Source organism: Acrocarpospora macrocephala, from assembly GCF_009687865.1.
Classification (GTDB): domain Bacteria; phylum Actinomycetota; class Actinomycetes; order Streptosporangiales; family Streptosporangiaceae; genus Acrocarpospora; species Acrocarpospora macrocephala.
Window position 1 is genome coordinate 1 of the sequence record NZ_BLAE01000106.1, and the last position, 22676, is coordinate 22676.

Annotated in this window: 23 protein-coding genes and 1 riboswitch; of the genes, 8 read left to right on the forward strand and 15 right to left on the reverse strand. The window is 67.6% G+C overall.

Going from position 1 to position 22676, the window contains the following annotated elements:
• Nucleotides 1-866: 866 nt before the first annotated feature.
• The 5 genes from Amac_RS50580 to Amac_RS50600 form a co-directional block, all read right to left on the reverse strand.
• On the reverse strand, nt 867-1307 hold the full coding sequence (locus Amac_RS50580) for a hypothetical protein (protein WP_155361581.1): 441 nt from the start codon (nt 1305-1307) through the stop codon (nt 867-869).
• Between the two features lie 821 nt (nt 1308-2128).
• On the reverse strand, nt 2129-2329 hold the full coding sequence (locus tag Amac_RS50585) for a cold-shock protein (RefSeq protein WP_030452168.1): 201 nt from the start codon (nt 2327-2329) through the stop codon (nt 2129-2131).
• Nucleotides 2330-2663: 334 nt separating this feature from the next.
• Nucleotides 2664-2939 (reverse strand): MoaD/ThiS family protein, encoded by a 276-nt coding sequence (locus tag Amac_RS50590; protein WP_155361582.1) that lies wholly within the window; start codon nt 2937-2939, stop codon nt 2664-2666.
• Nucleotides 2940-2970: 31 nt separating this feature from the next.
• On the reverse strand, nt 2971-4215 hold the full coding sequence (gene thrC, locus Amac_RS50595) for a threonine synthase (protein ID WP_246269227.1): 1245 nt from the start codon (nt 4213-4215) through the stop codon (nt 2971-2973).
• 14 nt (nt 4216-4229) lie between these two features.
• Nucleotides 4230-4368: riboswitch (SAM riboswitch) on the reverse strand.
• A gap of 57 nt (nt 4369-4425) precedes the next feature.
• Nucleotides 4426-4986 carry an RNA polymerase sigma factor gene (locus Amac_RS50600; protein ID WP_155361584.1) on the reverse strand — a complete coding sequence of 187 codons (561 nt, stop codon included), beginning with the start codon at nt 4984-4986 and terminating at the stop codon, nt 4426-4428.
• 130 nt (nt 4987-5116) lie between these two features.
• On the opposite strand from Amac_RS50600, the gene Amac_RS50605 reads away from it, so the two are divergent.
• Both Amac_RS50605 and Amac_RS50610 read left to right on the forward strand, forming a co-directional pair.
• Nucleotides 5117-6541 carry an alpha,alpha-trehalose-phosphate synthase (UDP-forming) gene (locus Amac_RS50605; RefSeq protein WP_155361585.1) on the forward strand — a complete coding sequence of 475 codons (1425 nt, stop codon included), beginning with the start codon at nt 5117-5119 and terminating at the stop codon, nt 6539-6541.
• 41 nt (nt 6542-6582) lie between these two features.
• On the forward strand, nt 6583-7746 hold the full coding sequence (locus Amac_RS50610) for an MFS transporter (RefSeq protein WP_155361586.1): 1164 nt from the start codon (nt 6583-6585) through the stop codon (nt 7744-7746).
• Here the strand turns inward: Amac_RS50610 and Amac_RS50615 are convergent.
• The 3 genes from Amac_RS50615 to Amac_RS50625 are packed head-to-tail and all read right to left on the reverse strand — an operon-like array spanning nt 7724 to nt 9434.
• Complete coding sequence (locus Amac_RS50615; protein WP_155361587.1) at nt 7724-8302, reverse strand: hypothetical protein; 579 nt, start codon at nt 8300-8302, stop codon at nt 7724-7726. The genes Amac_RS50610 and Amac_RS50615 overlap by 23 nt on opposite strands.
• A 10-nt stretch (nt 8303-8312) precedes the next feature.
• Nucleotides 8313-9164 (reverse strand): trehalose-phosphatase, encoded by an 852-nt coding sequence (gene otsB / locus Amac_RS50620; RefSeq protein ID WP_155361588.1) that lies wholly within the window; start codon nt 9162-9164, stop codon nt 8313-8315.
• Between the two features lie 15 nt (nt 9165-9179).
• The gene (locus Amac_RS50625) at nt 9180-9434 is read right to left on the reverse strand and encodes a DUF3263 domain-containing protein (protein ID WP_246269228.1); all 255 of its coding nucleotides are present in this window, start codon (nt 9432-9434) and stop codon (nt 9180-9182) included.
• A 152-nt stretch (nt 9435-9586) separates the two neighbouring features.
• Here Amac_RS50625 and Amac_RS50630 point away from each other — a divergent pair, with 152 nt between their 5' ends.
• Together Amac_RS50630 and Amac_RS50635 are read left to right on the forward strand one after the other, a co-directional pair.
• A complete protein-coding gene (locus Amac_RS50630) occupies nt 9587-10699 on the forward strand; it encodes a S8 family serine peptidase (protein WP_170323063.1) in 1113 nt (370 codons plus the stop codon).
• A 165-nt stretch (nt 10700-10864) separates the two neighbouring features.
• Nucleotides 10865-11164, forward strand: a complete 300-nt coding sequence (locus Amac_RS50635) for a hypothetical protein (protein ID WP_155361591.1) — start codon at nt 10865-10867, stop codon at nt 11162-11164.
• A gap of 47 nt (nt 11165-11211) precedes the next feature.
• On the opposite strand, the gene Amac_RS50640 is transcribed toward Amac_RS50635, so the two are convergent.
• The 5 genes from Amac_RS50640 to Amac_RS50660 form a co-directional block, all read right to left on the reverse strand.
• The gene (locus Amac_RS50640; RefSeq protein WP_155361592.1) at nt 11212-12228 is read right to left on the reverse strand and encodes an ABC transporter ATP-binding protein; all 1017 of its coding nucleotides are present in this window, start codon (nt 12226-12228) and stop codon (nt 11212-11214) included.
• A complete protein-coding gene (locus Amac_RS50645) occupies nt 12212-13252 on the reverse strand; it encodes an ABC transporter ATP-binding protein (RefSeq protein ID WP_155361593.1) in 1041 nt (346 codons plus the stop codon). The genes Amac_RS50640 and Amac_RS50645 overlap by 17 nt, the downstream gene beginning before the upstream one ends.
• 12 nt (nt 13253-13264) lie before the next feature.
• Complete coding sequence (locus tag Amac_RS50650) at nt 13265-14185, reverse strand: ABC transporter permease (protein WP_155361594.1); 921 nt, start codon at nt 14183-14185, stop codon at nt 13265-13267.
• Complete coding sequence (locus tag Amac_RS50655) at nt 14178-15119, reverse strand: ABC transporter permease (protein WP_155361595.1); 942 nt, start codon at nt 15117-15119, stop codon at nt 14178-14180. Before Amac_RS50655 ends, Amac_RS50650 begins: the two co-directional genes overlap by 8 nt.
• Before the next feature lie 110 nt (nt 15120-15229).
• Nucleotides 15230-16888, reverse strand: coding sequence for a peptide ABC transporter substrate-binding protein (locus tag Amac_RS50660; protein ID WP_155361596.1), 1659 nt, complete (start codon nt 16886-16888; stop codon nt 15230-15232).
• 477 nt (nt 16889-17365) lie between these two features.
• Between Amac_RS50660 and Amac_RS50665 the strand changes: the two genes are divergently transcribed.
• From Amac_RS50665 to Amac_RS54270, 4 genes are all read left to right on the forward strand, one after another.
• Nucleotides 17366-18280: an ABC transporter permease gene (locus tag Amac_RS50665; RefSeq protein WP_155361597.1), complete on the forward strand. Its 915-nt coding sequence runs from the start codon at nt 17366-17368 to the stop codon at nt 18278-18280.
• A 49-nt stretch (nt 18281-18329) separates the two neighbouring features.
• Nucleotides 18330-19124: an ABC transporter ATP-binding protein gene (locus Amac_RS50670; RefSeq protein ID WP_155361606.1), complete on the forward strand. Its 795-nt coding sequence runs from the start codon at nt 18330-18332 to the stop codon at nt 19122-19124.
• A gap of 92 nt (nt 19125-19216) precedes the next feature.
• Nucleotides 19217-19753 carry a YbhB/YbcL family Raf kinase inhibitor-like protein gene (locus tag Amac_RS50675; protein ID WP_155361598.1) on the forward strand — a complete coding sequence of 179 codons (537 nt, stop codon included), beginning with the start codon at nt 19217-19219 and terminating at the stop codon, nt 19751-19753.
• 80 nt (nt 19754-19833) lie between these two features.
• The gene (locus tag Amac_RS54270) at nt 19834-20010 is read left to right on the forward strand and encodes a hypothetical protein (protein WP_170322050.1); all 177 of its coding nucleotides are present in this window, start codon (nt 19834-19836) and stop codon (nt 20008-20010) included.
• Nucleotides 20011-20188: 178 nt separating this feature from the next.
• Here Amac_RS54270 and Amac_RS50680 read toward each other — a convergent pair whose 3' ends face one another.
• Nucleotides 20189-21019 carry a hypothetical protein gene (locus tag Amac_RS50680; protein ID WP_155361599.1) on the reverse strand — a complete coding sequence of 277 codons (831 nt, stop codon included), beginning with the start codon at nt 21017-21019 and terminating at the stop codon, nt 20189-20191.
• 323 nt (nt 21020-21342) lie between these two features.
• On the reverse strand, nt 21343-22662 hold the full coding sequence (locus tag Amac_RS50685; protein ID WP_155361600.1) for a KamA family radical SAM protein: 1320 nt from the start codon (nt 22660-22662) through the stop codon (nt 21343-21345).
• Nucleotides 22663-22676 lie beyond the last annotated feature (14 nt).

The following is a 22676-nucleotide window of genomic DNA, read 5'->3' on the forward strand; positions in this document are numbered from 1 at the left end:
CTTGGCTGCCATAAGGCTAGACCTCCCAGTAGAGGGTGGCTTCAGCGGACCGAGCCGACGCCCGCGACGGCATGGGGCCGCATATCCCTTCGGCGGACCCCGTCGTCCCGATCCCATTATTGGCACTCCCAGCTGGGGAGTGCCAACCATCTGTTTAGCACTCTCCCCGTGTGAGTGCAAGCGAAAGCCATGCTGACCAGTACGGATATGCCCCAACCAGGGAGAATCCACCCAACCCCTTGGACAGCATCTCCCACCCACCTAACCCTTTTGTCTCCCCTCGGGCTCCGCCCGACCCCGCCATCGCTGTGTCCGGGTGGTTCTCCCACCCACCCAGCCCTTCGTTTTCCCTCGGGCTCCGCCCGTTCCCGTCATCTCCGTGGATCGCTCGTATGGAGTGGCAGCTTGATGCCGGGGTTCTCCCACCCACCCAACCCTTGTGATTCCCCTCGGGCTCCGCCCGACCCCTGCCAGCACCGTGGTCGCGCGAACGAAGCGGCAGCTTGATCAGCGTGGTTCTCCCACCCACCCATGAAGACAAGCCATCGGAGGACGGCTGGGCAGTCCCAGGCCAGAGCCTACATCCGGGCTCTGAGCTTGGGATATGCGGACTAGATGGTGTGAAGGGTGTCTCATTGGTACCCGTTGGTAGCCGCTGTGGCTCACTATTCGCGGGACCTAAACGGGCCAGATCGGGCGGGCGTATTGCCTGTTCACGCGCCGATCTCGAAAGGGAAGTCTACGTCCGTTGCCGGCGGTTTGGGCTGGGATGACCGGCTCAACCCGGATCGTTCACGGCGAGAGGCTCATCGCGGGCCGATACGCCCTGGGACCAGCCTCTCTCCCCCTAAACCATGCCAGAGAAGCTATAGATCGGAGAAGGGATAGAACTGCTTGCGGACTTCGTTTGACTTGACGGTGTAGATGGACCCGTCTATCCGGATGAACCTGTTCTCCGTGTAGACCTCGTCTCTGGTGGCCGCGTCTTCGTTGAGGAAGATCCGGTCTATGACGAAGGTGTGGTTCATGGTGGGGTACTTGTTGTCGAACAGGTAGTCGTCGACGTCCGGCCAGTCGGCTCCCCAGTAAACGCTCTGCACGAGCTTGTCGGAGGGCCTGGCAGGCGTGCAGTTGTTGTTGATCCGCCATCCGTACGCGTCGTACTCGGTGATGGTCAGGACGCAGCGCGCTGACGCCGCCTGTGCGGGCGCGGCCACGGCGGACACGCCTGCGACGGCGGTCAGCGTGGTAAGTGCCGCCAGCGCGGCCGTCGCCACGGCCTGCTTGCGGATTGCGAAGGTTTTCATGGTCTTCCCCGTAGATCTGGTCTAGCTGAGTGTGCCGCCCGGCGGACGCGAGGCTGCTGCCATAGCCTTGGGTCAAGGCCTTGCGGCGCGGTTGCGGCGCGGTTGACGCCCGGCCGGAACGCTCTGCAAGGATCACTGGCTCGGACGTCGCCAGGGCAGAGCGACCAGGGAAGCGACCAGGAATTCGCCGATCGCCGGGTGAACCTGGCGCACGGCGGCGTAGCACCGCGCGCGACCTGGCCGACATCACCATGCTCCTGCTGGAAATCTCGGTCAGCGCGCGCCGCAACCGTCCCAGCGACAAGGACTTACGGCAAGCGCTCCCACGGCACCGCCGACGATGGGCGGCTGTTCTGGATGGCCCCAACCGGGGCAGGGTCGGCAAGAGCGTGTACGGCAAGATCTGGCAGCAAGCCCGAAAGGCCGCGTTCACTGCCACACCAACGCGTCGATGCTCCTGTCGGCCAACGTCAACCCGCTGGAAGTCGCCAAGGCTGGGACCCACCGTGAAGGTCCTGTTCGCGGTGTACGCGCACCGGATCGTCACCGACGAAGACGCCGTGAATCCTAAGATCGAAGCGGCCTTCGACGCCACCGCACCGCGAATCCCCCGGCAACCCCCGCGCCATAGGTCGTACGTCCCGGCTTGGCCGCGCCTGTGTCTGGACTGAGGAACGCAGGGTCGCGAAGCGGCCCTGCGTGACGAGGGAAGACACAGGCTGAAGGCGGCCAAGCCCGCCGATCCGGAGGATCGGCCATAAACAAGGCAGAGCCCGGGTGCCGCCCCACGCGGCCTCCGGGCTCTCTCGTCGTTGCCTGGATCAGACGGTCCGGACAGCCTCCGCCTGCGGGCCCTTCTGACCCTGGGTGATGTCGAACTCTACTCGCTGGCCCTGCTCAAGGGCCTTGTAGCCGTCCATCATGATTGCCGAGTAATGGACGAAAACGTCCTTACCACCGTCTACCGCGATGAAGCCGTAGCCCTTGTCCGCGTTAAACCATTTGACGGTGCCCTGCGCCACTTTCCGACTCCTCTTGCTGGGCTGGCGACGGACCATGCCCATTCCACCGCATGGTCCGTGACCTTTCGGGCCGGAAGGATTACGCTCTCTCCGGCCACGTCGATCGTTCTCGACCATACCTGTAGCAAGCGGTGGGACAACAGAGTCAATCCGCACTTCGATTGCGGCAGAACACGCTTCCAAGAAGGCCGGATTTTGGATTTGTGATTACATAGTCGCGAAATGCACCATATGCCATAGCACCGATTAAGCTTCGATAACGATAGAACCCCATGTCAACACGGAAACACCCACGCACTGTAGGAGTGCGTGGGTGTGCAGGGGACGTTCGAGGTCAGCCCCCGGCCACCGCCGGGATCACCGAAATCTGTGCCCCGTCCGGCGTCGAAGTCTCCAGTCCGTCGGAGAATCGGACGTCCTCTTCCCCCACGTAGACGTTGACAAAACGCCGGATCTTGCCCGATTCGTCGAGGATCCTGGCGCCGATGCCGGGGTAGTCCGCGTCCAGCTTGAGCAGGACTTCGCGGAGCGTTCCACCTTCTCCGGCCACCTCCGACGCGCCCCCGGTGTAGGTACGAAGAATCGTCGGAATCCGCACCGAAACACTCATTTGGCCGCCCTCTTTCGTTGTTCGGAATCAGTTAGTTGGCGAAAGCCGTACGAAATGCGTCGAGGGACGGGCGGATAACCGCCGCCGGACGGGCCTCGGCCGAGACGGCGTCCAGGGTCTTGAGGCCTTCGCCCGTGTTGAGGATCACCGTCTCCGCGCCGGGGTCGAGCTGGCCGTTCTCCACCAGTTTGCGGGTCACGCCGAGGACCACGCCGCCGGCGGTCTCCGCGAACACGCCCTCGGTCCTGGCCAGCAGCCGGATCGCGGCCACGATCTCGGGGTCGGTGACGTCCTCCACGGCGCCGCCGGTGCGCCGCGCGATGTCCAGCACGTAGGGGCCGTCGGCGGGGTTCCCGATAGCCAGCGACTTGGCGATGGTGTTCGGCCGGACCGGCTGGACCACGTCGTGCCCGGCCTTGTACGCGGTCGACACCGGCGAGCACCCTTCGGCCTGGGCGGCGAAGATCCGGTACTCCTTCTCCTCGACCAGACCGAGCCGGATGAGCTCCTTGAACCCCTTGTCGATTTTGGTCAGCTGAGAGCCCGACGCGACCGGAATGACGATCTGATCGGGGATGCGCCAGCCCAACTGCTCGGCTATCTCGTACGCCAGAGTTTTGGACCCCTCCGCGTAGTACGGCCGCAGGTTGACGTTGACGAAGCCCCACTTCTCCCCGAGCGAGTCCCCGATGAGCTCCGAGCAGAACCGGTTGACCTCGTCGTAGGTCCCGTCGATCCCGACCAGCCGCCCGCCGTACACCGACGCCACGACGATCTTGGCTTCTTCCAGGTTGGCGGGGACGAACACGCACGAATCCAACCCGGCCCGGGCCGCGGCCGCGCCGACCGCGCCCGCCAGGTTGCCCGTCGACGAGCAGGACAGCGTGGTGAAGCCGAAGTTCCTGGCCGCCTCGACGGCGATGGCCACCACCCGGTCCTTGAAGGAGTGGGTGGGGTTGCCGGAGTCGTCCTTCACGTACAGGGAGCGCATACCCAGCTCGCCGGCCAGGTTGTCGGCCTTGACGAGCTTGGTCCAGCCGGGCTGCATGTTGGGCTTGGCCGCCACATCCACGGGGACGGGGAGCAGGCTCCGGTACCGCCAGATATTGGTCGGACCCGATTCGATGTCCGCGCGGGTCACGGTCCCGAACTCGTACGCCACCTCAAGTGGCCCGAAACACTCGATACAAGCGAAATTCGGGCCGATGTCATAGCGGGTTCCGCATTCGCGGCAGGAGAGAGCGGTCGCGGGTCCGAAGTCGGTGCTGAGCGCCATGAAGCGAGGCCTTTCCCTCATCTTCGCCTGCGACCACCCTGGTCACAGGCCGGAATTGGCACCTGTTCCGATCGGCCTCGCCAGGTCACGAGCGCAATCGAAATGGTTGCCGGGGCTTCGCAGGGCCGGTCCCTCCACCCCTCTGGATGAGCAAATATTCAGTTGTCCCAAAGACTGTACATCGCCCCCCCGACAACACTCGACCGCGTCTCACTTGCCGAGATACGCGTCCCCAAGGGCGGACTGGATGTACTTCCGGGCCTGGTGGATGCGGGATTTGGCCGTCCCCAGCGGGATGCCCAGCTGCTCGGCGACCTCCGCGTAGTCGAGCTGCACGATGTCCCGCAGCACCAGCGCGGCGGCCAGTTCCGGCTTCTCCAGCTCCAGCGACTCCATCGCGTCCAGCAGATCCAGCCGGGATCCGGCGATCACGCTCACCCGGCGCGGGTCGGGCCGATGCTCGGGTAATTCCTCGGAGGTCTGCTCGGCCGCCCGCCGCTTCAACGTCCGGTACGTCGTCCGCGCGCAGTTGGCCGTCACGATGTGCAGCCAGGTGCTGAACCGCGACCGCCCCTCGAACCTGCCGATGTTGCGCGCCACCGCCAGCAGCGTGTCCTGGCACGCCTCCTCGGCGTCCTGCCGGTAGGGCAGCAGCCGCTCGCAGTGCCGCAGCACGTCGGGTTCGATCCGCTTCAGCAGCCCCCCGAGCGCACGATGATCGCCCCCTGCGGCCGCGGTAGCCAGCTCCTCGGTGGTCTCGTCCAGCGCCATCTCGACCGGCTCCCAAGATCTCCCAAGCGGGGCAGCCCCCGCGTGACAAGGCCGGGCCGCATCGAGCGCCGGAGCGTTTTCCTGACATCCTAACTTTATTAATGTCTCCGCATCGTGGAGTGTGCCGGCAGTGAGCTCAACGTTGATCGCCTCCAACCGCGGTCCCGTCTCGTTCACGCTGTCCGAGGACGGCGCGCTCACCATGCGCCGGGGCGGCGGCGGCCTGGTCTCCGGCCTGTCCGAGGTGGCCAGGGATGCCGAGCTCCTGTGGGTCTGCGCCGCGCTCTCGGACGGCGACCGCAGCGCCGCACGGCTCGCGCCCGGCGGCCGCCTGGACGAGGCCGGCTACGACACCGGCCCGCTGCGCATGCTGGACATCGCCCCCGCGGTCTTTCATCGGGCCTATAACGCGGTGGCCAACTCGACGCTCTGGTTCGTCAGCCACCTGCTCTACAACACCCCGTTCACCCCCCATTTCGATGGAAGGTTCCAGCGGGAGTGGGAGTCCTACCAGGACTACAACGGCGCGTTCGCGCTGGCCCTGGCCGAGGACGCGGGCCACGAGGCCCGGGTGATGATCCAGGACTACCATCTCAGCCTGGCCCCGGCGATGCTCCGGGTGGAGCGCCCCGACCTGCGGATCGCGCACTTCTCGCACACGCCGTGGGCGCCCCCGGACTACTTCTCGGTGCTGCCGGACGAAGTGGGCGTGGAGATCCTGGAGGGCCTGCTTGGCGCGGATCACGCGGGGTTCCTGACCGCGCGCTGGGCGGACGCCTTCATGGACTGCTGCGAGACGATCCTGGGCGCGCGCGTGGACCGCGCCAGCCGTACCGTCGCCTATCAGGACAGGACCACGCGCATCGGGGTGCACGCGCTCGGGGTGGACGGGCCCGCGCTGCGGGCGCGGGCCGCGGAGCCGGATGTGGAGTCGCACCTGCAGGTGATCAAGGAGCAGGTCGGGGACCGGCGGCTGATCGTCAGGATCGACCGGACCGAGCTGTCCAAGAACATCGTCCGGGGCATGGCCGCCTACCGGGAGTTCCTGGCCGAACATCCGGAATGGCACGGCAAGGTGGTGCATCTGGCGTTCGCCTACCCGTCCCGGCACGATCTGCCGGAATACCGGGAGTACACGGCGGCCGTGCAGCGCTGCGCCAAGGAGATCGAGGACGAGTACGCGACCGACGACTGGGATCCGCTGATCCTCAACATGAACGACGACTATCCGCGCTCGCTGGCCGCCTACCGGCTGGCGGACGTGCTGCTGGTCAATCCGATCAGGGACGGCATGAACCTGGTCGCCAAGGAGGGGCCGATCCTGTCCCCGCGGTGCGCGCTGGTGCTGTCCCGGGAGGCGGGCGCGGCGGCCGAGCTCGGCGCGGACGCGCTGCTGGTCAACCCGTTCGACGTGTCGGGCACGGCGACCGCGCTGCACGACGCGCTGGTGATGCCGGAACAGGAGCGGATGACCCGGGCGACACGGCTGCGCGCGGCCGCGACCGCCCTGCCGCCGCAGCGCTGGTTCGCCGATCAGCTCCACGCACTCGCCTGATACTTTTGTCCTGATATTTTACTAAATCAGGGGAATAACTGGTGACAACGAGCACAGGGGCCATCACGTTCACCAGGGACCGGCCGACATGGCTGATCTATCTCATTCTCGCCACCTTCTCCAGCTACCTGTACGGCCTGTCGGCCGCCATCCCGCTGCTGCGCGCCGAACTCGGCCTCACCCAGGCGGTCGCCGGACTGCACGCCACCGGCATGGCCGTCGGCTCGATCGTCACCGGCCTGGCCATCCCCGCGATCACGGCCAGGATCGGCCGCCGCGCCGCCTGCTGGACGGGCATCGCCGGCATGAACGTCGGCATGCTCATCGTCGCCTTCGGCCAGGTCCTGCCGCTCACCCTGCTCGGCTACACGATCGCCAGCGGCATGGCGGCGATCACCCTGTTCATCTCCATGGCCGTGCTCAGCGAGCACCACGGCGCCGCGGGCCCTGCCTCGATCGCCGAGGCCAACGCGGTCGGCGTGCTCCCCGGCATCGTGGCCTCCTACGCCTTCAGCGTGCTGGCGGGCACGGTGCTGGGCTGGCGGTCGGCGCTGTTCGTGCCGCTCATCCTGTCGGCGCTGCTGGCGCTGACCATGTTCCGGGTCTGGGTGCCCGAGCGCCCGGCCGCGCCCGTGCAGAAGCACGGGCCGCGCGTTCCCTACGGGCGGCGCTTCCACCTGGCCGGTGCGGTGCTGTTGTGCTGCGTGGCGCTGGAATTCTCGTTCAACATGTGGGCGGCCGAACTGCTGGCCCAGCGGACCGGGCTGACCGCCGCCTCCGCCACCACCGGGCTGACCGCGATGCTGATCGGCGTCGCCCTCGGCCGGCTCGGCGGGGTCCAGCTCGCGCTGCGCTTCCGCGTCGACGTCGTGCTGGTCGGCGCCCTGCTGGTGGCCCTCACCGGCTGGGCGGTGTTCTGGACCACCACGATCACCGTCGTCGCGTACGCCGGACTGGTGATCACCGGCCTGGGCATCGCGCTGCAGTTCCCGCTGGCGCTGAGCCGGCTGATCGAGGCCTCCGGCGGGCGGCCGGACCAGGCGTCGGGGGCGGCGTCGGTGTGGGCGGGGTTCGGCTCCGGAGCCTCGCCGCTCGTGCTCGGCGCGCTCGGCGACGGATTCGGCACCCACACCGCGTTCCTGATGGCCCCCGTCCTGATCGGCCTCGCGACCGGCGCGGTGCTCAGTTCCAGGCAGCCCGCTTGAGGATGGTGGCGAGCCCCCGGGTGCGCCACTGATCCACGATCAGGATCTTCGAGCTGGGCAGGAACCACTCGCGCTGGTGGAAGTAGCCCTTCACGGTGGACTTGGTCTGCCCGATCTGCATGCAGGCGGCCTTCCAGTCCCGGTAGTGCGCCTTGTGGCCTGGGCCGATCTGGCGCAGACCCTTCTCGGCCAGCTTGAACTCGCCGATCCACAGGTTCTTGTCGTAGACGCAGGGGCCGACGTCGCTGGCGGGATAGAAGGGTCGGCTCGGCTCGTACGGGGAGAAGCCCTCGTGGCCGATCTTGATGGCGGCCGGGCCGAGCACCCAGAAGCTCCGGCAGCCGGAGTCGCGGAAACCGCTCTGCTTCGGGCAGGAGCCGGTGACCACGCGGGTCCAGTCGGGGCTGACCTTGTAGACCTTCCAGGCCTTCGGGATGGTCAGGGTCAGGCCCTTGCGCAGGTGCAGCGGTTTGGTGGTCGAGGCGGAGGCCGGGGCGGGAATGGCCGCCACCAGCGCGAGACCGCACGCCACTAACAGAATCGTTCGTTTCAGCATGCCGAGCAGGCTACTGATCCCGGCTTGTAATCGACTTGTGGAGTGTTTCAAGAAGGGCGACCACCCCGGCGGGCCCGTCCACGACGACGTCGCAGACCTCGGTGAGCGCGGCGACCTCGCTGGAGCCGCTGCACACCCGGACCCCGGGAAGGCCGGAATCGGCGACCGCGGCGAAAGCGGCCAGATCCCCTAGATCGTCTCCAACGAACATGACCGAACGCGCGGCGGTCTCGGCCAGCAGGGCGCGCAGCGCGCGGCCCTTGTCCATCCCCGGCCCGCGCAACTCCAGCACCTTGCGCCCGGGTTCGACGACCAGCCCGGCCCGCTCGGCGAGCCGCGCCACCGGTTCCCGCAGCGCCGCCAGCACGGCGTCGGGGTCGGCGCAGTTGCGGGTGTGTACGGCTACCGCCCGCCCCTTGTCCTCGATCTTCACCCCGTCGGCCAGGGTGGCGACAAGGGCGGGGAGCTCGTTGCGTACCAGCTCGAGACCGGACGGCGGCGGGGGCGCGACGGTCTCGCCCCCCTCCCAGCGCTCCAGGCCGTAGTGGCCGAGGATGAGCAGGCCGGGCACGTCGATCAGGTCGGGGCCCTCCGGGGTGTCGCCCAGCGCGAGCGCGGTGCTCGGCGGGCGGCCGGTGATGATCGCGATCCGGGCGACCTGCCCGGCCAGGCGGATGAGCGCGGCCGGCGCGGCCGGGTGGATCCAGGCGGCCGACGGGTCGGCCACGATCGGGGCGAGCGTGCCGTCGAAGTCGAGGGCGATCACCGCGCCCCCGGGATCCTCGGCGATGGCGGCCAGGCCCGTCGCGCCGGTCTCGGTGAGCACTCGCACGGCTTTCCCCTCTGTCGTGCTTGTCGTCATGCCAAGCGTACGTACCTAGCCGGATTCGCCCGTACGGCGGGCGGCGCGGTCGCGGCGGCGGCTGCCGCGCAGCCGGAGCAGGCGGTTGACCAGCGCGGGATCGGCGGCCAGCGCCTCGGGGCGGTCGATCAGCTCGCCCAGGAGCTGGTAGTAGCGGGTGGTGGAGAGGCCGAAGGTGTCCTTGATCGCCTGCTCCTTGGCGCCGGGGTAGCGCCACCGTTGGTTCTCGAATTCGAGGATCTGCCGGTCCCGTTCGGATAGCTCGTCCACTATGTCCCCCTCGGGGCAAGGGATCTCATCGTAGCCCGGCGACCGGGGTGATCAAGTGCCCATAACCGTACGTATCGGACTGTTCACGGAAACGTCAGATTGAATCATCGATGCGTGCCAGAATGTTGCCCCAAGATCCAAGGGAGCGGCCGATGAGGATGCTGCTGCTCGGGGTGCTCCCCACGTGTCTGGCCGCCTGCCTGGTGACGGGGGCGGCGGCCGTACCGGGGCCGAAGGACGGGCTCGCCGAGAGCGCGCGCGGTCGCCAGTGGCCGCTGCGCGCGATGGATGTCCAGGAGGCCTGGCAGCGCAGCCGGGGCGCCGGGGTGACCGTGGCGGTCCTGGACACCGGCGTGGACCCGCGCCACCCCGACCTGGCCGGCGTGGTGGTGCGGGGCCCCGACCTGACCGGGGCCGACCGGACCAGGTTCGGGCGGCACGGCACCGCCATGGCCAGCCTGATCGCCGGGCGCGGCCACGGCGCCGGCCGGACGCTCGGCGTGCTGGGGGTGGCTCCGGAGGCCCGCATCCTGTCGGTGCGGGTCACCCTGGAGAACGACGACCCGCAGCGCGGCGACGCCCGGGTCGGCGCCCGCAGCGGGCTCGCCGTTGGCATCAGATACGCGGTGGACCACGGCGCCCAGGTCATCAGCATGTCCCTGGGCGGCGGGGAAGGCGTGCAGGAGGGCTCCCCCGAGGAGGAGGACGCGGTCCGCTACGCGCTGGGCAAGAACGTGGTCCTGATCGCGTCGGCGGGCAACGACGGCGCGGGCGCCAACCGGCGCAACTTCCCGGCGGGCTATCCGGGCGTGATCGCGGTCGGCGCGGTGGACGAGCGGCTGCGCCGCGCGCCGTTCTCCAACCGGCACGACTACCTGTCGGTGGTCGCGCCCGGGACCGGGATCGTGAGCGCGGACGGCCCCGACTCCTACCTGATCGCCGACGGCACGAGCTCGGCGGCGGCGTTCGTGGCCGGAGTGGCGGCGCTGGTCAGGTCCCGCTACCCGGCGCTGACCGCGCTGGAGGTACGGCAGGCCATCCAGCGGGGCGCGCGCCACCCCGCGGCCGGACCCGGATACGGGCACGGCGTCGCCAACGCCCTGGGCGCGCTGCAGGCGGCCGAGCAGATGCACCGGATCCCGCTGGCCGCCGTCTCCCGGCAGGCCAGGTCCAGCGTGGCTCACGATCGGTCCCGGGAATTGATCGGCATCGGATTGCTGCTGGTGGTGGCGGTGCTGGCGACCCGGGTGGCGATCACCAGGTGAGGGTATCCGGCAGCCCAAGATCCGTTTGACTACGGCCCCGCGATCATTGCCAGAACATGACTTGCCGTCATGTTAGCCCTCCAAGGAAGGGGTATAACGAGGCGTGATTACACAGAGTAGTTTTCCTGTGACCTATTAGCGAGTTCCTTCCGGGGGGAAATACATATGATCCGCCGCATTCTCGTCACCTCTGCCTGCGCCGGCCTGCTCGCTCTCGGCTCCGCCTCGGCCGCCTCGGCCGCCGCCGCGCCCGCCGACGACCCGATCGTCGGCCTGCTGGGCGGCCTGCTCGGTGGCAGTGGCGGTGGCCTGATCGGTGGTCTGCTCGGTGGCAGCAGCGACCCGGTCGGCCAGCTCACCGGCACTCTGAACGACCTCACCAACAGCCTCAGCGGCGTCACCAACGGCGTGGGTGACGTCCTGGAGGCCATTCCCGGGTTGTCGGAAGAGGACCTCAAGGGCTGAGCCAGTCACGAAAAGGGCCTCCACCAGTGGTGGAGGCCCTTTTCGTTTCAGCTGGCGTGCACCACGTCGTGCACTTCGGCGAAGTGGCACGCGCTCGGATGGTCGGCCCCCGGCCGGATCTGCAGCAGCGGCTCCTCCTCCGCGCAGATCTCCTGGGCCTTCCAGCACCTGGTCCTGAACCGGCACCCCGACGGCGGATTGGCCGGCGACGGCGGATCCCCCTGCAGGATGATCCGCTCCCGGTTCTCCCGCCCCTCCGGATCGGGCACCGGCACCGCCGACAGCAGCGCCTGCGTGTACGGATGGGTCGGCCGGTCGTAGATCTCGGTGTCCCGGCCGATCTCCACGATCTTGCCCAGGTACATCACCGCGACCCGGTCGGAGATGTGGCGGACCACCGACAGGTCGTGCGCGATGAAGATGTAGGCCAGATCGAACTCGTTCTGCAGCCGCTCCAGCAGGTTGATCACCTGCGCCTGGATGGACACGTCCAGCGCCGACACCGGCTCGTCACAGACGATGACCTCCGGCTGGAGCGCCAGCCCGCGGGCGATGCCGATGCGCTGCCGCTGACCCCCGGAGAACTGGTGCGGATACCGGTTGATGTGATCTGGATTGAGCCCGACCACATCCAGCAGTTCCTGCACCTTCTTCCGCCGGTCACCCTTCGGCGCCACCTCGGAGTGGATCTCGAACGGCTCCCCAACGATGTCGCCCACGGTCATCCGCGGGTTCAGCGAGGTGTACGGATCCTGCATCACCATCTGGATGTTGCGCCTGATCCGCTTCAGATCCGCGCCCTTGGCGTTGGCCAGATCCTTCCCGGCCACCCGGACCGTGCCGGAGGTCGGAGTCTCCAGCGCCATCAGCAGCTTGGCCAGCGTGGACTTGCCACAGCCGGACTCGCCCACGATGCCCAGCGTCTCGCCGCGGTGCAGGTCGAACGAGACCCCGTCCACCGCCTTGATCGCGCCGACCTGCCGCTTGACCACGATGCCCTGGGTCAGCGGGAAGTGCTTGACCAGGTCGCGGACCTCCAGGACGGGCTCACCCTTCGACGCCATCGAGGACCTCCCTCCAGTAGTGGCAGGCGCTGCTGCGGGTACCGCTGATCTCGTGCAACGGGGGCACGTCGGTCACGCAGTTGTCCTGGCGGTAAGGGCAACGCGGGTTGAAGGCGCAGCCGGTGGGCATGTCCAGCAGGTTCGGTGGCAGGCCCTTGATCGCGTACAGGTCCTGGCCCTTCTGGTCGACCCGGGGGATCGATTCCAGCAGGCCCTTGGTGTAGGGGTGGGCCGGAGTCTTGTAGACGTCGTGCACGGGGGCGTTCTCGACGATGCGGCCGCCGTACATGACCGCGATCTTGTCGGCCACGTCGGCGACCACGCCGAGGTCGTGGGTGATCAAGATCATGGCCATGTTGCTCTCCCGCTGGAGCTCGGCCAGCAGTTCCATGATCTGGGCCTGCACGGTGACGTCCAGCGCCGTGGTCGGCTCGTCCGCGATCAGGACGTCGGGGTCCAGGGCGATGGACATGGCGATCATGATGCGCTGCCGCATGCCGCCGGAGAACTGGTGCGGGTAGTCGTGCACGCGCTGGCGGGCGGCCGGGATGCGGACCCGGTCCATCAGCTCGATCGCCTTGGCGTACGCGGCCTTCTTGCCCATGCCCCGGTGCACCCGGAACATCTCGGCGATCTGCCAGCCCACGGTGAACACCGGGTTGAGCGCCGACAGCGCGTCCTGGAAGACCATCGCGATCTGCTGACCGCGGATCTGGGTCCTGGCGTTCTCCGAGAGTTTGAGCAGGTCGGTGCCGCGGAACCGGATCTCGCCCTTCGGGATGCGCGCGGGCGGCATGTCCAGGATGCCCATGATCGCCTGAGCGGTCACCGACTTGCCGGAGCCGGACTCGCCCAGCACGGCCAGCGTCTCCCCAGCGTTCAGGGCGTAGGAGACGCCGTTGACCGCGCGGGCCACGCCCTGCCGGGTCGCGAATTCCACGTGCAGGTTGTCGACCGCCAGCAACGGGGCGGTGCCGAGGGTGTCCGCGGGCAGCAGATGCGTGTCGACGGATGGGTTTTGCACTTCTGGCACCTCCTATCGAAGCTTCGGGTCGAGCGCGTCCCGTACGGCGTCGCCGAGCATGACGAACGCCAGCACGGTGATGCTCAGGAACAGCGCGGGGAACAGCAGCGGCGCGGGCGCCTCCAGGAACCGGTTCCGGCTGTCGGCGATCATCAGACCCCACGAGATGTCCGGCGACTGGATGCCGACGCCGAGGAACGACAGCGCGGCCTCGGCGGCGATGAACACGCCCAGGTTCATCGTGGTGACCACGATCACCGGGGTCAGCGCGTTGGGCAGGATGTGCCGGATCATGATCCGGATCGGCCCCGCCCCGAGTGCCTTGGCGGCCAGCACGAAGTCCTGGTTCTTGGTGGTGATCACCGCGGCCCGCATGATGCGCAACACCAGCGGCCAGGCCAGCAGCGACAGGGCCAGCACCACGCTGCCGATGCCCGCGTTGTCGCGGCCCACGACGGCCAGGATGAGCAGCGCGCCGAGGATCGACGGGATGGCGAAGAAGATCTCCGCGATCCGGGACAGGAGCACGTCGGTCCACTTGCCGAAGAACCCGGCGAGCAGCCCCAGGGCGCCGCCGACCAGCGAGGTGACGATGGTGGCGACGACGCCCACAATGATCGAGACGCGAGCGCCGTAGATCACCCGCGAGTAGGTGTCACAGCCCAGGTTGTCGCTGCCGAACCAGTGCGTGCCGTCGAGGCCGTCCCGGGCCCGGGTCAGGTCGCAGGTGGAGGGGTCGAAGGCGTTCACCGGCGAGAACAGCCAGGGGAACGCCGCGATGATCACCAGCAGCAGCACCAGCGCCGCGCCGAACAGGAAGACCTTGCTGCGCCGCAGGTCATACCACGCGTCCGACCACAGGCTGGCAGGCTTCTTGGCCTTCTCCGGCTTGGCGTCCTTGGCCGGCGAAGCCGTGATCGTGGAGTTACTCATAGCGGATCCTGGGGTCGAGTACGGCGTACAGCAGGTCGACGATCAGGTTGGCCAGAATGTAGATCAGCACCAGGACCGTGACAATCCCCACCACCACCGAGTTCTCCCGGAGATAGACGGAGGTGAACAGCTGCTGGCCGATGCCGGGCAGGTTGAAGATGGTCTCGGTGATGACCGCGCCGCCCATCAGCGTGCCGAGGTCGGCGCCCAGATAGGTGACCAGCGGGATCAGCGAGTTCCGCAGCGCGTGCCTGCCGAGCACCCGCCGCCGCGGCATGCCCTTGGCGATCGCGGTCCTGACATAGTCCGACCTGAGCGTCTCCATCAGGCTGGTTCTGGTCAGCCGGGTCAGGTACGCGATGGACGTGCCCGCCAGCACCGCCCCGGGCAGGAGGTAGCTTCGCCAGCCGTCGGAGACGCCCGTGACCGGGAAGAAGTCGATCCCGGTCGATTTCTTCAGCTGCACGCCCAGCACCAGCTGCAGGACGAAACCGCTCACCAGGGTGGGGATGGAGACCAGCATCAGCGTGACGGCCAGGATGCCGGTGTCCGACCACCGGCCGCGGCGCAGCGCGGCGATGAGGCCGAGCCCGACGCCCACGATGGCCTCGATGATGAGGGCCATCAGGGCGAGATTGAGGGTGACCTGGAATTTGCCCTCGAAGATGGTCGACACGGGCAGGCCGCGGAAGGTCGTTCCGAAGTCGCCGGTGAAGATGTCCCGGATGTAGTAGCCGTACCGGACGATCAGCGGGTCGTTGAGATGGAACAGTTCCCGCATGGTCTGGGCGAATACGGGGTCGACGCGCCGGTCACCGGCCAGGGCCTGCAGGGGGTCGCCCGGCAGCGCGTAGACGATTGCGAAAATGAGGAACGTGGTGCCAAGCAGCACAGGGATCGCCTGAAGCAGGCGCCTGACAACGTAGCGGCCCATTCGGTCTCCCGATCATGACAAAGGGCAGCCCACTTGCAACCGAGCGGGCTGCCCTTAAGAGTGATGGCGCATCCCGGGTGACTACAAGAGCCACCCGGGATGAGAACCGCCTAGGCCTTCTCGACGTTGAAGAGGTCGATCCGCTCGAACGGGTCGATCTTCACGTTCTTCACGTGCTGGGAGTAAGCGCCGTTGGTCTGGTAGAAGTAGACCGGGATGTAGGGGAGCTCCTTCAGCAGGATGTCGTCCGCCGCCTGGTAGGCCGCGATGCCCTCTTCCAGCGTCTTGGCCGAGTCGCCCGCCTTGAGGAAGTCCTCGAACTCCTTGTTGTTGAAGCCCGAGTAGTTCGAGGACGCGTTCGCGGCGAAGATCGGCTTGAGGTAGTTCTCCGGCGACGGGTAGTCCATGATCCACGCCATCCGGAAGCCGCCCTTCCACTTCTTGGCGCCCAGGTCGTCGAGGATCGTGGCGAACTTCTCCACCGGCTTCGGCGTCACCTCGGCGCCGAGGTTGGTGCGCAGGTTGTTCGCGACCGCCTCGATCCACTCCTTGTGGCCGCCGTCGGCGTTGTAGCCGATCTCGATCGCGCCCAGGCTCGCGCCGCCGGCCTTGTCGAACAGCTCCTTGGCCTTGACCGGGTCGTAGGTGCAGGCCTCGCCGCAGGCGCCCTGGCGGTAACCGGAGACGACCGGGCTGATGAAGTCGTCGGCCGGGACCCGGGTGCCGGAGAAGACGGTCTCGGTGATGGTCTTGCGGTCGATGGCCATCGAGACGGCCTTGCGGACGTCCGCGTTCTTGGCGTAGTCGGCGCCGGTCTTGATCGGGAAGCCGATGTAGCCGATACCGGAGGAGGGCTGCTCGATGTAGCGGTCACCGAACTCGGCCTTGGCGCTGCCGATGGCCTCGGCGGGCAGCTGGTCCATGATGTCCAGGTTGCCGGCCTGCAGGTCGCGGTAGGCGGCGTTCAGGTCGAGGTAGATCTTGAAGTCGACCGCGTCGATCTTGGCCTTGCCCTCCTTGTAGTCGTCGTTGCGGACGACGGAGATGGCCTGGTCCTTGCCCCGCTCCCACGGCTTGGCCATCTTGAACGGGCCGTTGCCGATCGGGCTCTTGCCGTACGCCTCGGTGACCTTGCCGTCAGGACCGAAAGCGGCCTTGGGCATGGGGTAGAAGGCGGTGTAGCCCAGCATCGTCGGGAAACCGGAGAACGGGTTGGTCAGCGCGACCGTGAAGGTCAGGTTGTCCACGACCTTGAGGCCCGAGAGCGTGGTGGCGGTGGCCGGGGGCGCGACCTGCTCGCCCTCGCCGTCCGGGTCGACCGGGTTCATCTCGGCATAGCCCTGGATGCTGCCCATGAAATAGTTGCCTTCGTACGCGTTGGCGCCGTTGGCGGTGTAGTTCCAGGAGTCCACGAAGCTCTGCGCGTCGACGGGGGTGCCGTCGTGGAACTTGTAGCCATCCTTGAGTTTGATGGTCCAGTTGGTCTGGTCGTCCGAAGTGATCGACTCGGCGATCTGGTTGATCGGCTTCTTCTCGGCGTCGTAGTTCACCAGGCCGATGAAGAGCGCATTGAGCACCTCGGCGCCGCTGGTCTCAGCGGTGTTGCCCGGGACGAGTTCGTGCTGGGGTTCGGCGATCTCGACCCGCACCGGCTGAGTGGCGGGGGCACTGCCACCGGCCTCCGGGGCGTCGCTGCCGCCACAGGCGGCGACCGCGAGCGCGAGCAGCGCGGAGCCGGCGATGATCTGTGCGCCCTTGGTTACGCGCATAGTAAGTTGATCCTCCCTCAAAGGATGGGCTACGGCGCTGAGCTGCGAAATGTCCTTGCCAAGCGCCACCTGGCCCCTTATGGGGGCCCGGATTTGCAAGCACGGTCAAAACAGCTGACGCCCTGCCAGTCGTCCGCGAGCATCCCTCACCACCTGCTGCAGACTTGTCTCTGCTGCGTTGCAGTTCGGTCACACGTGCGTCAGTCGGGCGTCACACGCATTCCAACAAGCTTGCCCCAAATGTCTAACAGGGGGCCAAACCACTCAATAAGGTACACATGGCCTCTCGCTGGTCAAGCCGGGAGGGATGCTTTGGGGAGAGGCTCGTGGTGTTGGTCCACATATCAGGATCGCTTGGGCTACGGTTGACCAAGCTGTGGCGTAGTGTGCCGCGGCGGCCGTACGGAACCCAGGTGAGGAGCCAACGGATGACCATCGCAGGCTTCTCGTTCACCAGCATCCAATAGAGTCCATGCCATGAGCCAGCCGGAATCCGCCGTCGCGGACGCCCAGGCGGGCGGCCCAGCGACGGATTCGCTGGCCGAGCTCGCCCGGCGCCATGGGCTTCGCCGTGCCATCGCACGGCCGAGCCTGCCGTCCTACGTGCGCCAGTTGTGGGCGCGGCGGCACTTCGTGCTCAAGTACGCGACCTCGCGGAATGTCTCGAAATATTCCGACTCGGCGCTGGGGCAGCTGTGGCAGCTGCTCACGCCGCTGCTGAACGCCGGCGTCTACTTCCTGATGTTCGGCGTGATCCTGGGCCAGCAGAAGGACATCCCGAACTACACCGCGTTCCTGATCACCGGCGTCTTCATCTTCACCTTCACCCAGCGCACGGTGACCGGCGGAGCGAAGTCGATCTCCGGGAACCTGTCCATGATCCGGGCGCTGCACTTCCCGCGGGCCGCGCTGCCGCTGGCCTACGCGGTGCAGGAGCTGCAGCAGCTGGCCTGGTCGATGGGGGTGCTGACGGCCATCGTGCTGCTCACCGGGGAGTCACCCACCATACGCTGGCTGCTCGTGCCGGTCGCGCTGCTGCTCCAGCTGATCTTCAACGTCGGGGCCAGCCTGTTCATGGCCCGGGTCGGCGCGTTCGCGCGCGACATGAACCAGCTACTGCCGTTCATCATGCGCACCTGGCTGTACGCGTCGGGAGTCTTCTTCAGCATTCCGGCCCGGGTGGACGACCTGCCGGAATCGCTGAGCTTCGTCCGCTACGTCCTGGAGCTCAACCCTGTGGCGGCCTACATCGAGCTGATGCGGGACCTACTCATTCACGAGCACACCCCGCCACAATGGGCTTGGACGACTGCCATATTCTGGGCGGTGTTCGCGCTAGTTGTCGGCTTCTGGTACTTCTGGCGGGCCGAGGAGAGGTACGGCCGTGGCTGAGGCAGAGGTGGTGGCTCAGGCTGCCAAGGCTCGAGAAAGCGCCCAGGCGATGGAAAGGGTGTGGCCGGTGTCCGCCGAGGAACCCCAGGCGTCACCTGTCGGCACTCCCACCGTCATCGTGGACGACCTCCACATCGTCTACAAGGTGTACGGCGCGGCCAGCGAAGCCGAGAAGGGCAACGCCGTCAACGCCCTGCTCCGCCTGCTCAAGCGCCAGGGCCGCCCGCAGATGAAGGAGATCCACGCCGTCAAGGGCGTCTCCTTCGTGGCCCGGCACGGCGACGCCATCGGCATCATCGGCCGCAACGGCTCCGGCAAGTCCACCCTGCTGCGCGCCATCGCCGGCCTGCTCCCCCCGCACAAGGGCGCCGTCTTCACCGACGGCCAGCCGTCCCTGCTGGGCGTCAACGCGGCCCTCATGAAGGAACTCACCGGCGAGCGCAACATCGTCCTCGGCTGCTACGCCATGGGCATGAGCCCCGCCGAAGTCCGCGCCCAGTACGACGACATCGTCGATTTCTCCGGCATCGGCGAGTTCGTCCAGTTCCCCATGTCCACCTACTCCTCCGGCATGGGCGCCCGCCTCCGCTTCGCCATCGCCTCCGCCAAAACCCACGACGTCCTCCTCATCGACGAGGCCCTCGCCACCGGCGACCGCGAATTCAAACGCAAGTCCCAGGAACGCATCATGCAGATGCGCAAATCCGCAGGCACCGTCTTCCTCGTCGCCCACAACCTGGACGTCATCGAGGAAACCTGCAACCGGGTGATCTGGCTGCACAAGGGCAAAATCAAGATGGACGGCGACCCCAAAGAAGTCATCTCGGCGTACAACAAGGCGTGACGATCCTTCGGATCGGCGGGCTTGGCGTGAGGTGGTAAGACGTACCAGGATGGGGGTGAAGAGATCAGTAACCCTGGCCATCGGAGAAGACTGTGCCTACGCCGCCGCCTATTCCTTACGATCACCTGCCCGAAGTTCCGGAGCTGGACGTCGAGAGTGATGATGTCAGCGATGCCGTGACGCTGCCCAACGCGCACGTGTTCAGCGGGTGGGGCTTCACTGGGCAGAACCTGTCGCCGCAGTTGCGCTGGTCCGGAGCGCCCGAGGGGACGCTGAGCTACGCGGTCACCTGCTTCGATCCGGACGCGCCGACGGGGTCGGGATTCTGGCACTGGGTGCTGTTCGACATCCCGGCGAACGTGACAGAACTCCCGACGGGAGCGGGCACGGCGCCGGACTTCAAGGGGCTGCCCGAAGGGGCCAAGCACGCGCGCAACGACTTCTCGACCAAGGACTACGGAGGCGCCGCGCCCCCGCCCGGATGGCCGCACCGGTACCTGTTCGCGGTGCACGCGCTGAGCGTGGAGTCCCTCGGGGTCGACTCGGACACCCCGCCCGCCGTGGTCGGCTTCAACGTCACAGCCAACACCCTCGCCCGCGGTTTTATCGCACCTATATACGAAAGCTGATGCGCCAGCGCCCGCTGTTCCCTTATGATTCGAACGGAGATTCGATCTGAGGGAAGACCGCGATGCGCTGGGAGGGCGGGATGAGTGAGCTGGTGACGGCCATCGATCATTTGGCCGCCGAGGATCCGTCCGAACTACCGCGAGGCCTCCTCGCCGAGCAACTCGTCGAACTGCACTGGCAGATGGCCCGACTACAGGCCCAGATCGCCCGCCGCACTTCGGTGCGCCCTCCGGGAGGCGAGCGCGAGTACAACTGAACACGAACACGAAGGCCGGGCCTCCCTCAGGGGATGCCCGGCCTTCTGCACAGATGTCTGGATGTACGGCTACGTTGACGTGGCCACGCCAACGTGTCCGGAAGATCGCTGGGGAGATTCGTGCGGCAGCGGTGACCACGCGCGAACACGGGAACAGCGCCGACCGCCACGAGATCGGCTAGTTGGCGGGGGTCAACGCGGGCGCGAGGCCGCCGACGAGGTTGGTGGCGGTGTCGGTGACGCTCTTGACCAGCGTGGCCGCACGCTCGCTGGTGCTCGCGAGCTGCTCGGCGGAGACCGCGTCGACGGCCGGCGCGACGGCGGGGGCGAGGTTGGCGCGGGCGACCTTCCCGGTGATCGGGGCCAGCGTGCCGCCGAGGTTCAGCCCGCCCATCGCGGGCGCCCCTTTGACGAGGTTGCCGAACTCGGTGACGCGAGCCACGTTCTCGACCGTGGCCTCGGCGCTGCCGACGACGTTCTCGACCGTGCCGACGAGGTCTTCGGCGGCCCCGGTGAGGCTGGCCGCGGCCCCGGTCACGTCCTCGACCGACTCGCCGAGCGAGGAGACGGACCCGTTCAGGTCGACGGGCACCGAGCCGAGCGAGGCCTGGAGCGTGTCGAGCAGCGTGTTCACGCCGACCGGCTCGGCGGCCATCATGCGCTTGCCCGTGCTGACGCCAGGAAGGCCACCGGTGACTCCGCTCAAGCCGCCGGTGAGGCCGCCGAGCGAGCCGGTGACCTGGTCGAGCGGGCTACCGCTGCCGCCCAGGAGACCATCGACCAGACCGCCCCCGCCACCAGCACCGCCGAGCAGGCCACCGAGCAGACCGCTGATCGGGTCGCCGCCACCAGCACCGCCGAGCAGACCGCCCAGCAGATCGCTGATGGGGTCGCCGCTCGCGACCACCGCCGGCTTGACGTCGTGCGACTGCGCCACGGCGGGCGCGGCCATGGCCGCGGCGACACCGAAAGTCGCCACCGCGATGACGGCCTTGATCATTCGCTTCATGATTTGCCTTCCCGGTCTTATTCCGAATCTCGGGATAAGAGCTAAGAACCCCCGTGCACCGGCGCAGCACGCCGGCTGATTGGCTACTGAGCCGAATTTCTATCATCACGGAGCCGGAAGGAGAATCCGCAGCTCATCAGGGCCGGGCAAGCACCAGCGCCCGGTAATTCCGGAAATGGAAGCGCTAAGGACCACCCTCTGGTCATCGGCATAGAGCCCGTTTTGGCGAGACATGCTCTGAGATGCTCCCCGGCCCGGGAGAAAGGCACGGTAAACCCGCCTCCCGGGCCTGGGGAACATATTTTCCGCCGCCTTGAATCGGATCAGGCGCTGAGCCGCGCGACCGGCACCGCCGGTTCGAACGGAAACCGGTCGGCGAAGGCCGGGCGCAGGTCGTCCAGCCAGACGGCTCGCGGGTCGTACCGCGCGAAGAACGGACGCCCGACGAGTTCCGGCTCCCTGGCCTGGATGAGGTGCAGCACGAAGACCCGCTGCCCCGCGATCTCGGCCACCCCGTCCAGGCACACCTTGCCGGGCGTAGCCGACATCGAGGGCCCTCTGACGGTCCGGCACACCCCGGAGACCTGGGCGTACGCGTCCCGGAACAGCTCATACGCGCGGGCCAGCGGCACCGCGAAGTAGTCCTGCGGGCCCGTGTCCCGCTCCACGAACATGTAGTAGGGGATCATGCCGAGCGCGCTCTGCCGCCGCCACATCCCCGCCCACACCGCCGCGTCGTCGTTGATCGACCTGATCAGCGGCGCCTGCGTCCGGATCACGGCCCCGGTGCCCCTGACCCGCCGGACGGCCTCCGCCACCACCGGCGGCTCCAGCTCGCGCGGATGCGAGAAGTGCGCCATGAACGCGAGGTTCTTCCCGGCGGACACCACCTCCTCGAACAGCCGCAGGGTCGCGTCGGCGTCCGGATCGGTGACGAACCGCCCCGGCCAGTACGCCAGCGACTTGGTCCCGATCCGGATGGACTCGATCTGCTCCACCTTCAGTAACGGCTCCAGATACCGCCGCAACACCGGCTCCCCCATGATCATGGGATCCCCGCCGGTGAACAGCACGCTGGTCACCTCCGGATGCGCCTCCAGATAGCGCACCAGAGTGTCCACATCGCCGGAGGCGAACTTCAGATCCGCGTCCCCGATGAACTGCGCCCACCGGAAGCAGTACGTGCAGTACGCGTGACACGTCTGCCCCTGCTTCGGAAAGAAGAGCACGGTCTCCGGGTATTTGTGCTGCATGCCCGGCACCGGCTCCGCGCCCACCTTCGGCACGTTGAGCGCCAGCTGCCCGGCCGGATGCGGGTTGAGCCGCCGCCGTACCTCGTTCGCGGCCTCGTTCACCCGCGCGGCCGGGGCGCCGTCCCGCAGCAGCCCGGCCAGGCGGGTCACGTCGGCGGCGGGCAGCATGTCGTCCTGCGGGAAGACCAGCCGGTAGATCGGGTCGTCGGGCACGGCTGACCAGTCGATCAGCTCGTCCACCACGTACGCGTTGGTGCGAAACGGCAGCACGGTGGCGACCGCGGCGGCGCGCAGCCGCGCCTCGTCGTCGAACCCGGCTCGGCCCAGGAGTCCGTCGAGGTGCTTGCTCGTATAGGCGCGGAAGCCTCGGGTCCCTTCGGTAAAGATCACTCGGCCTTCCCTTC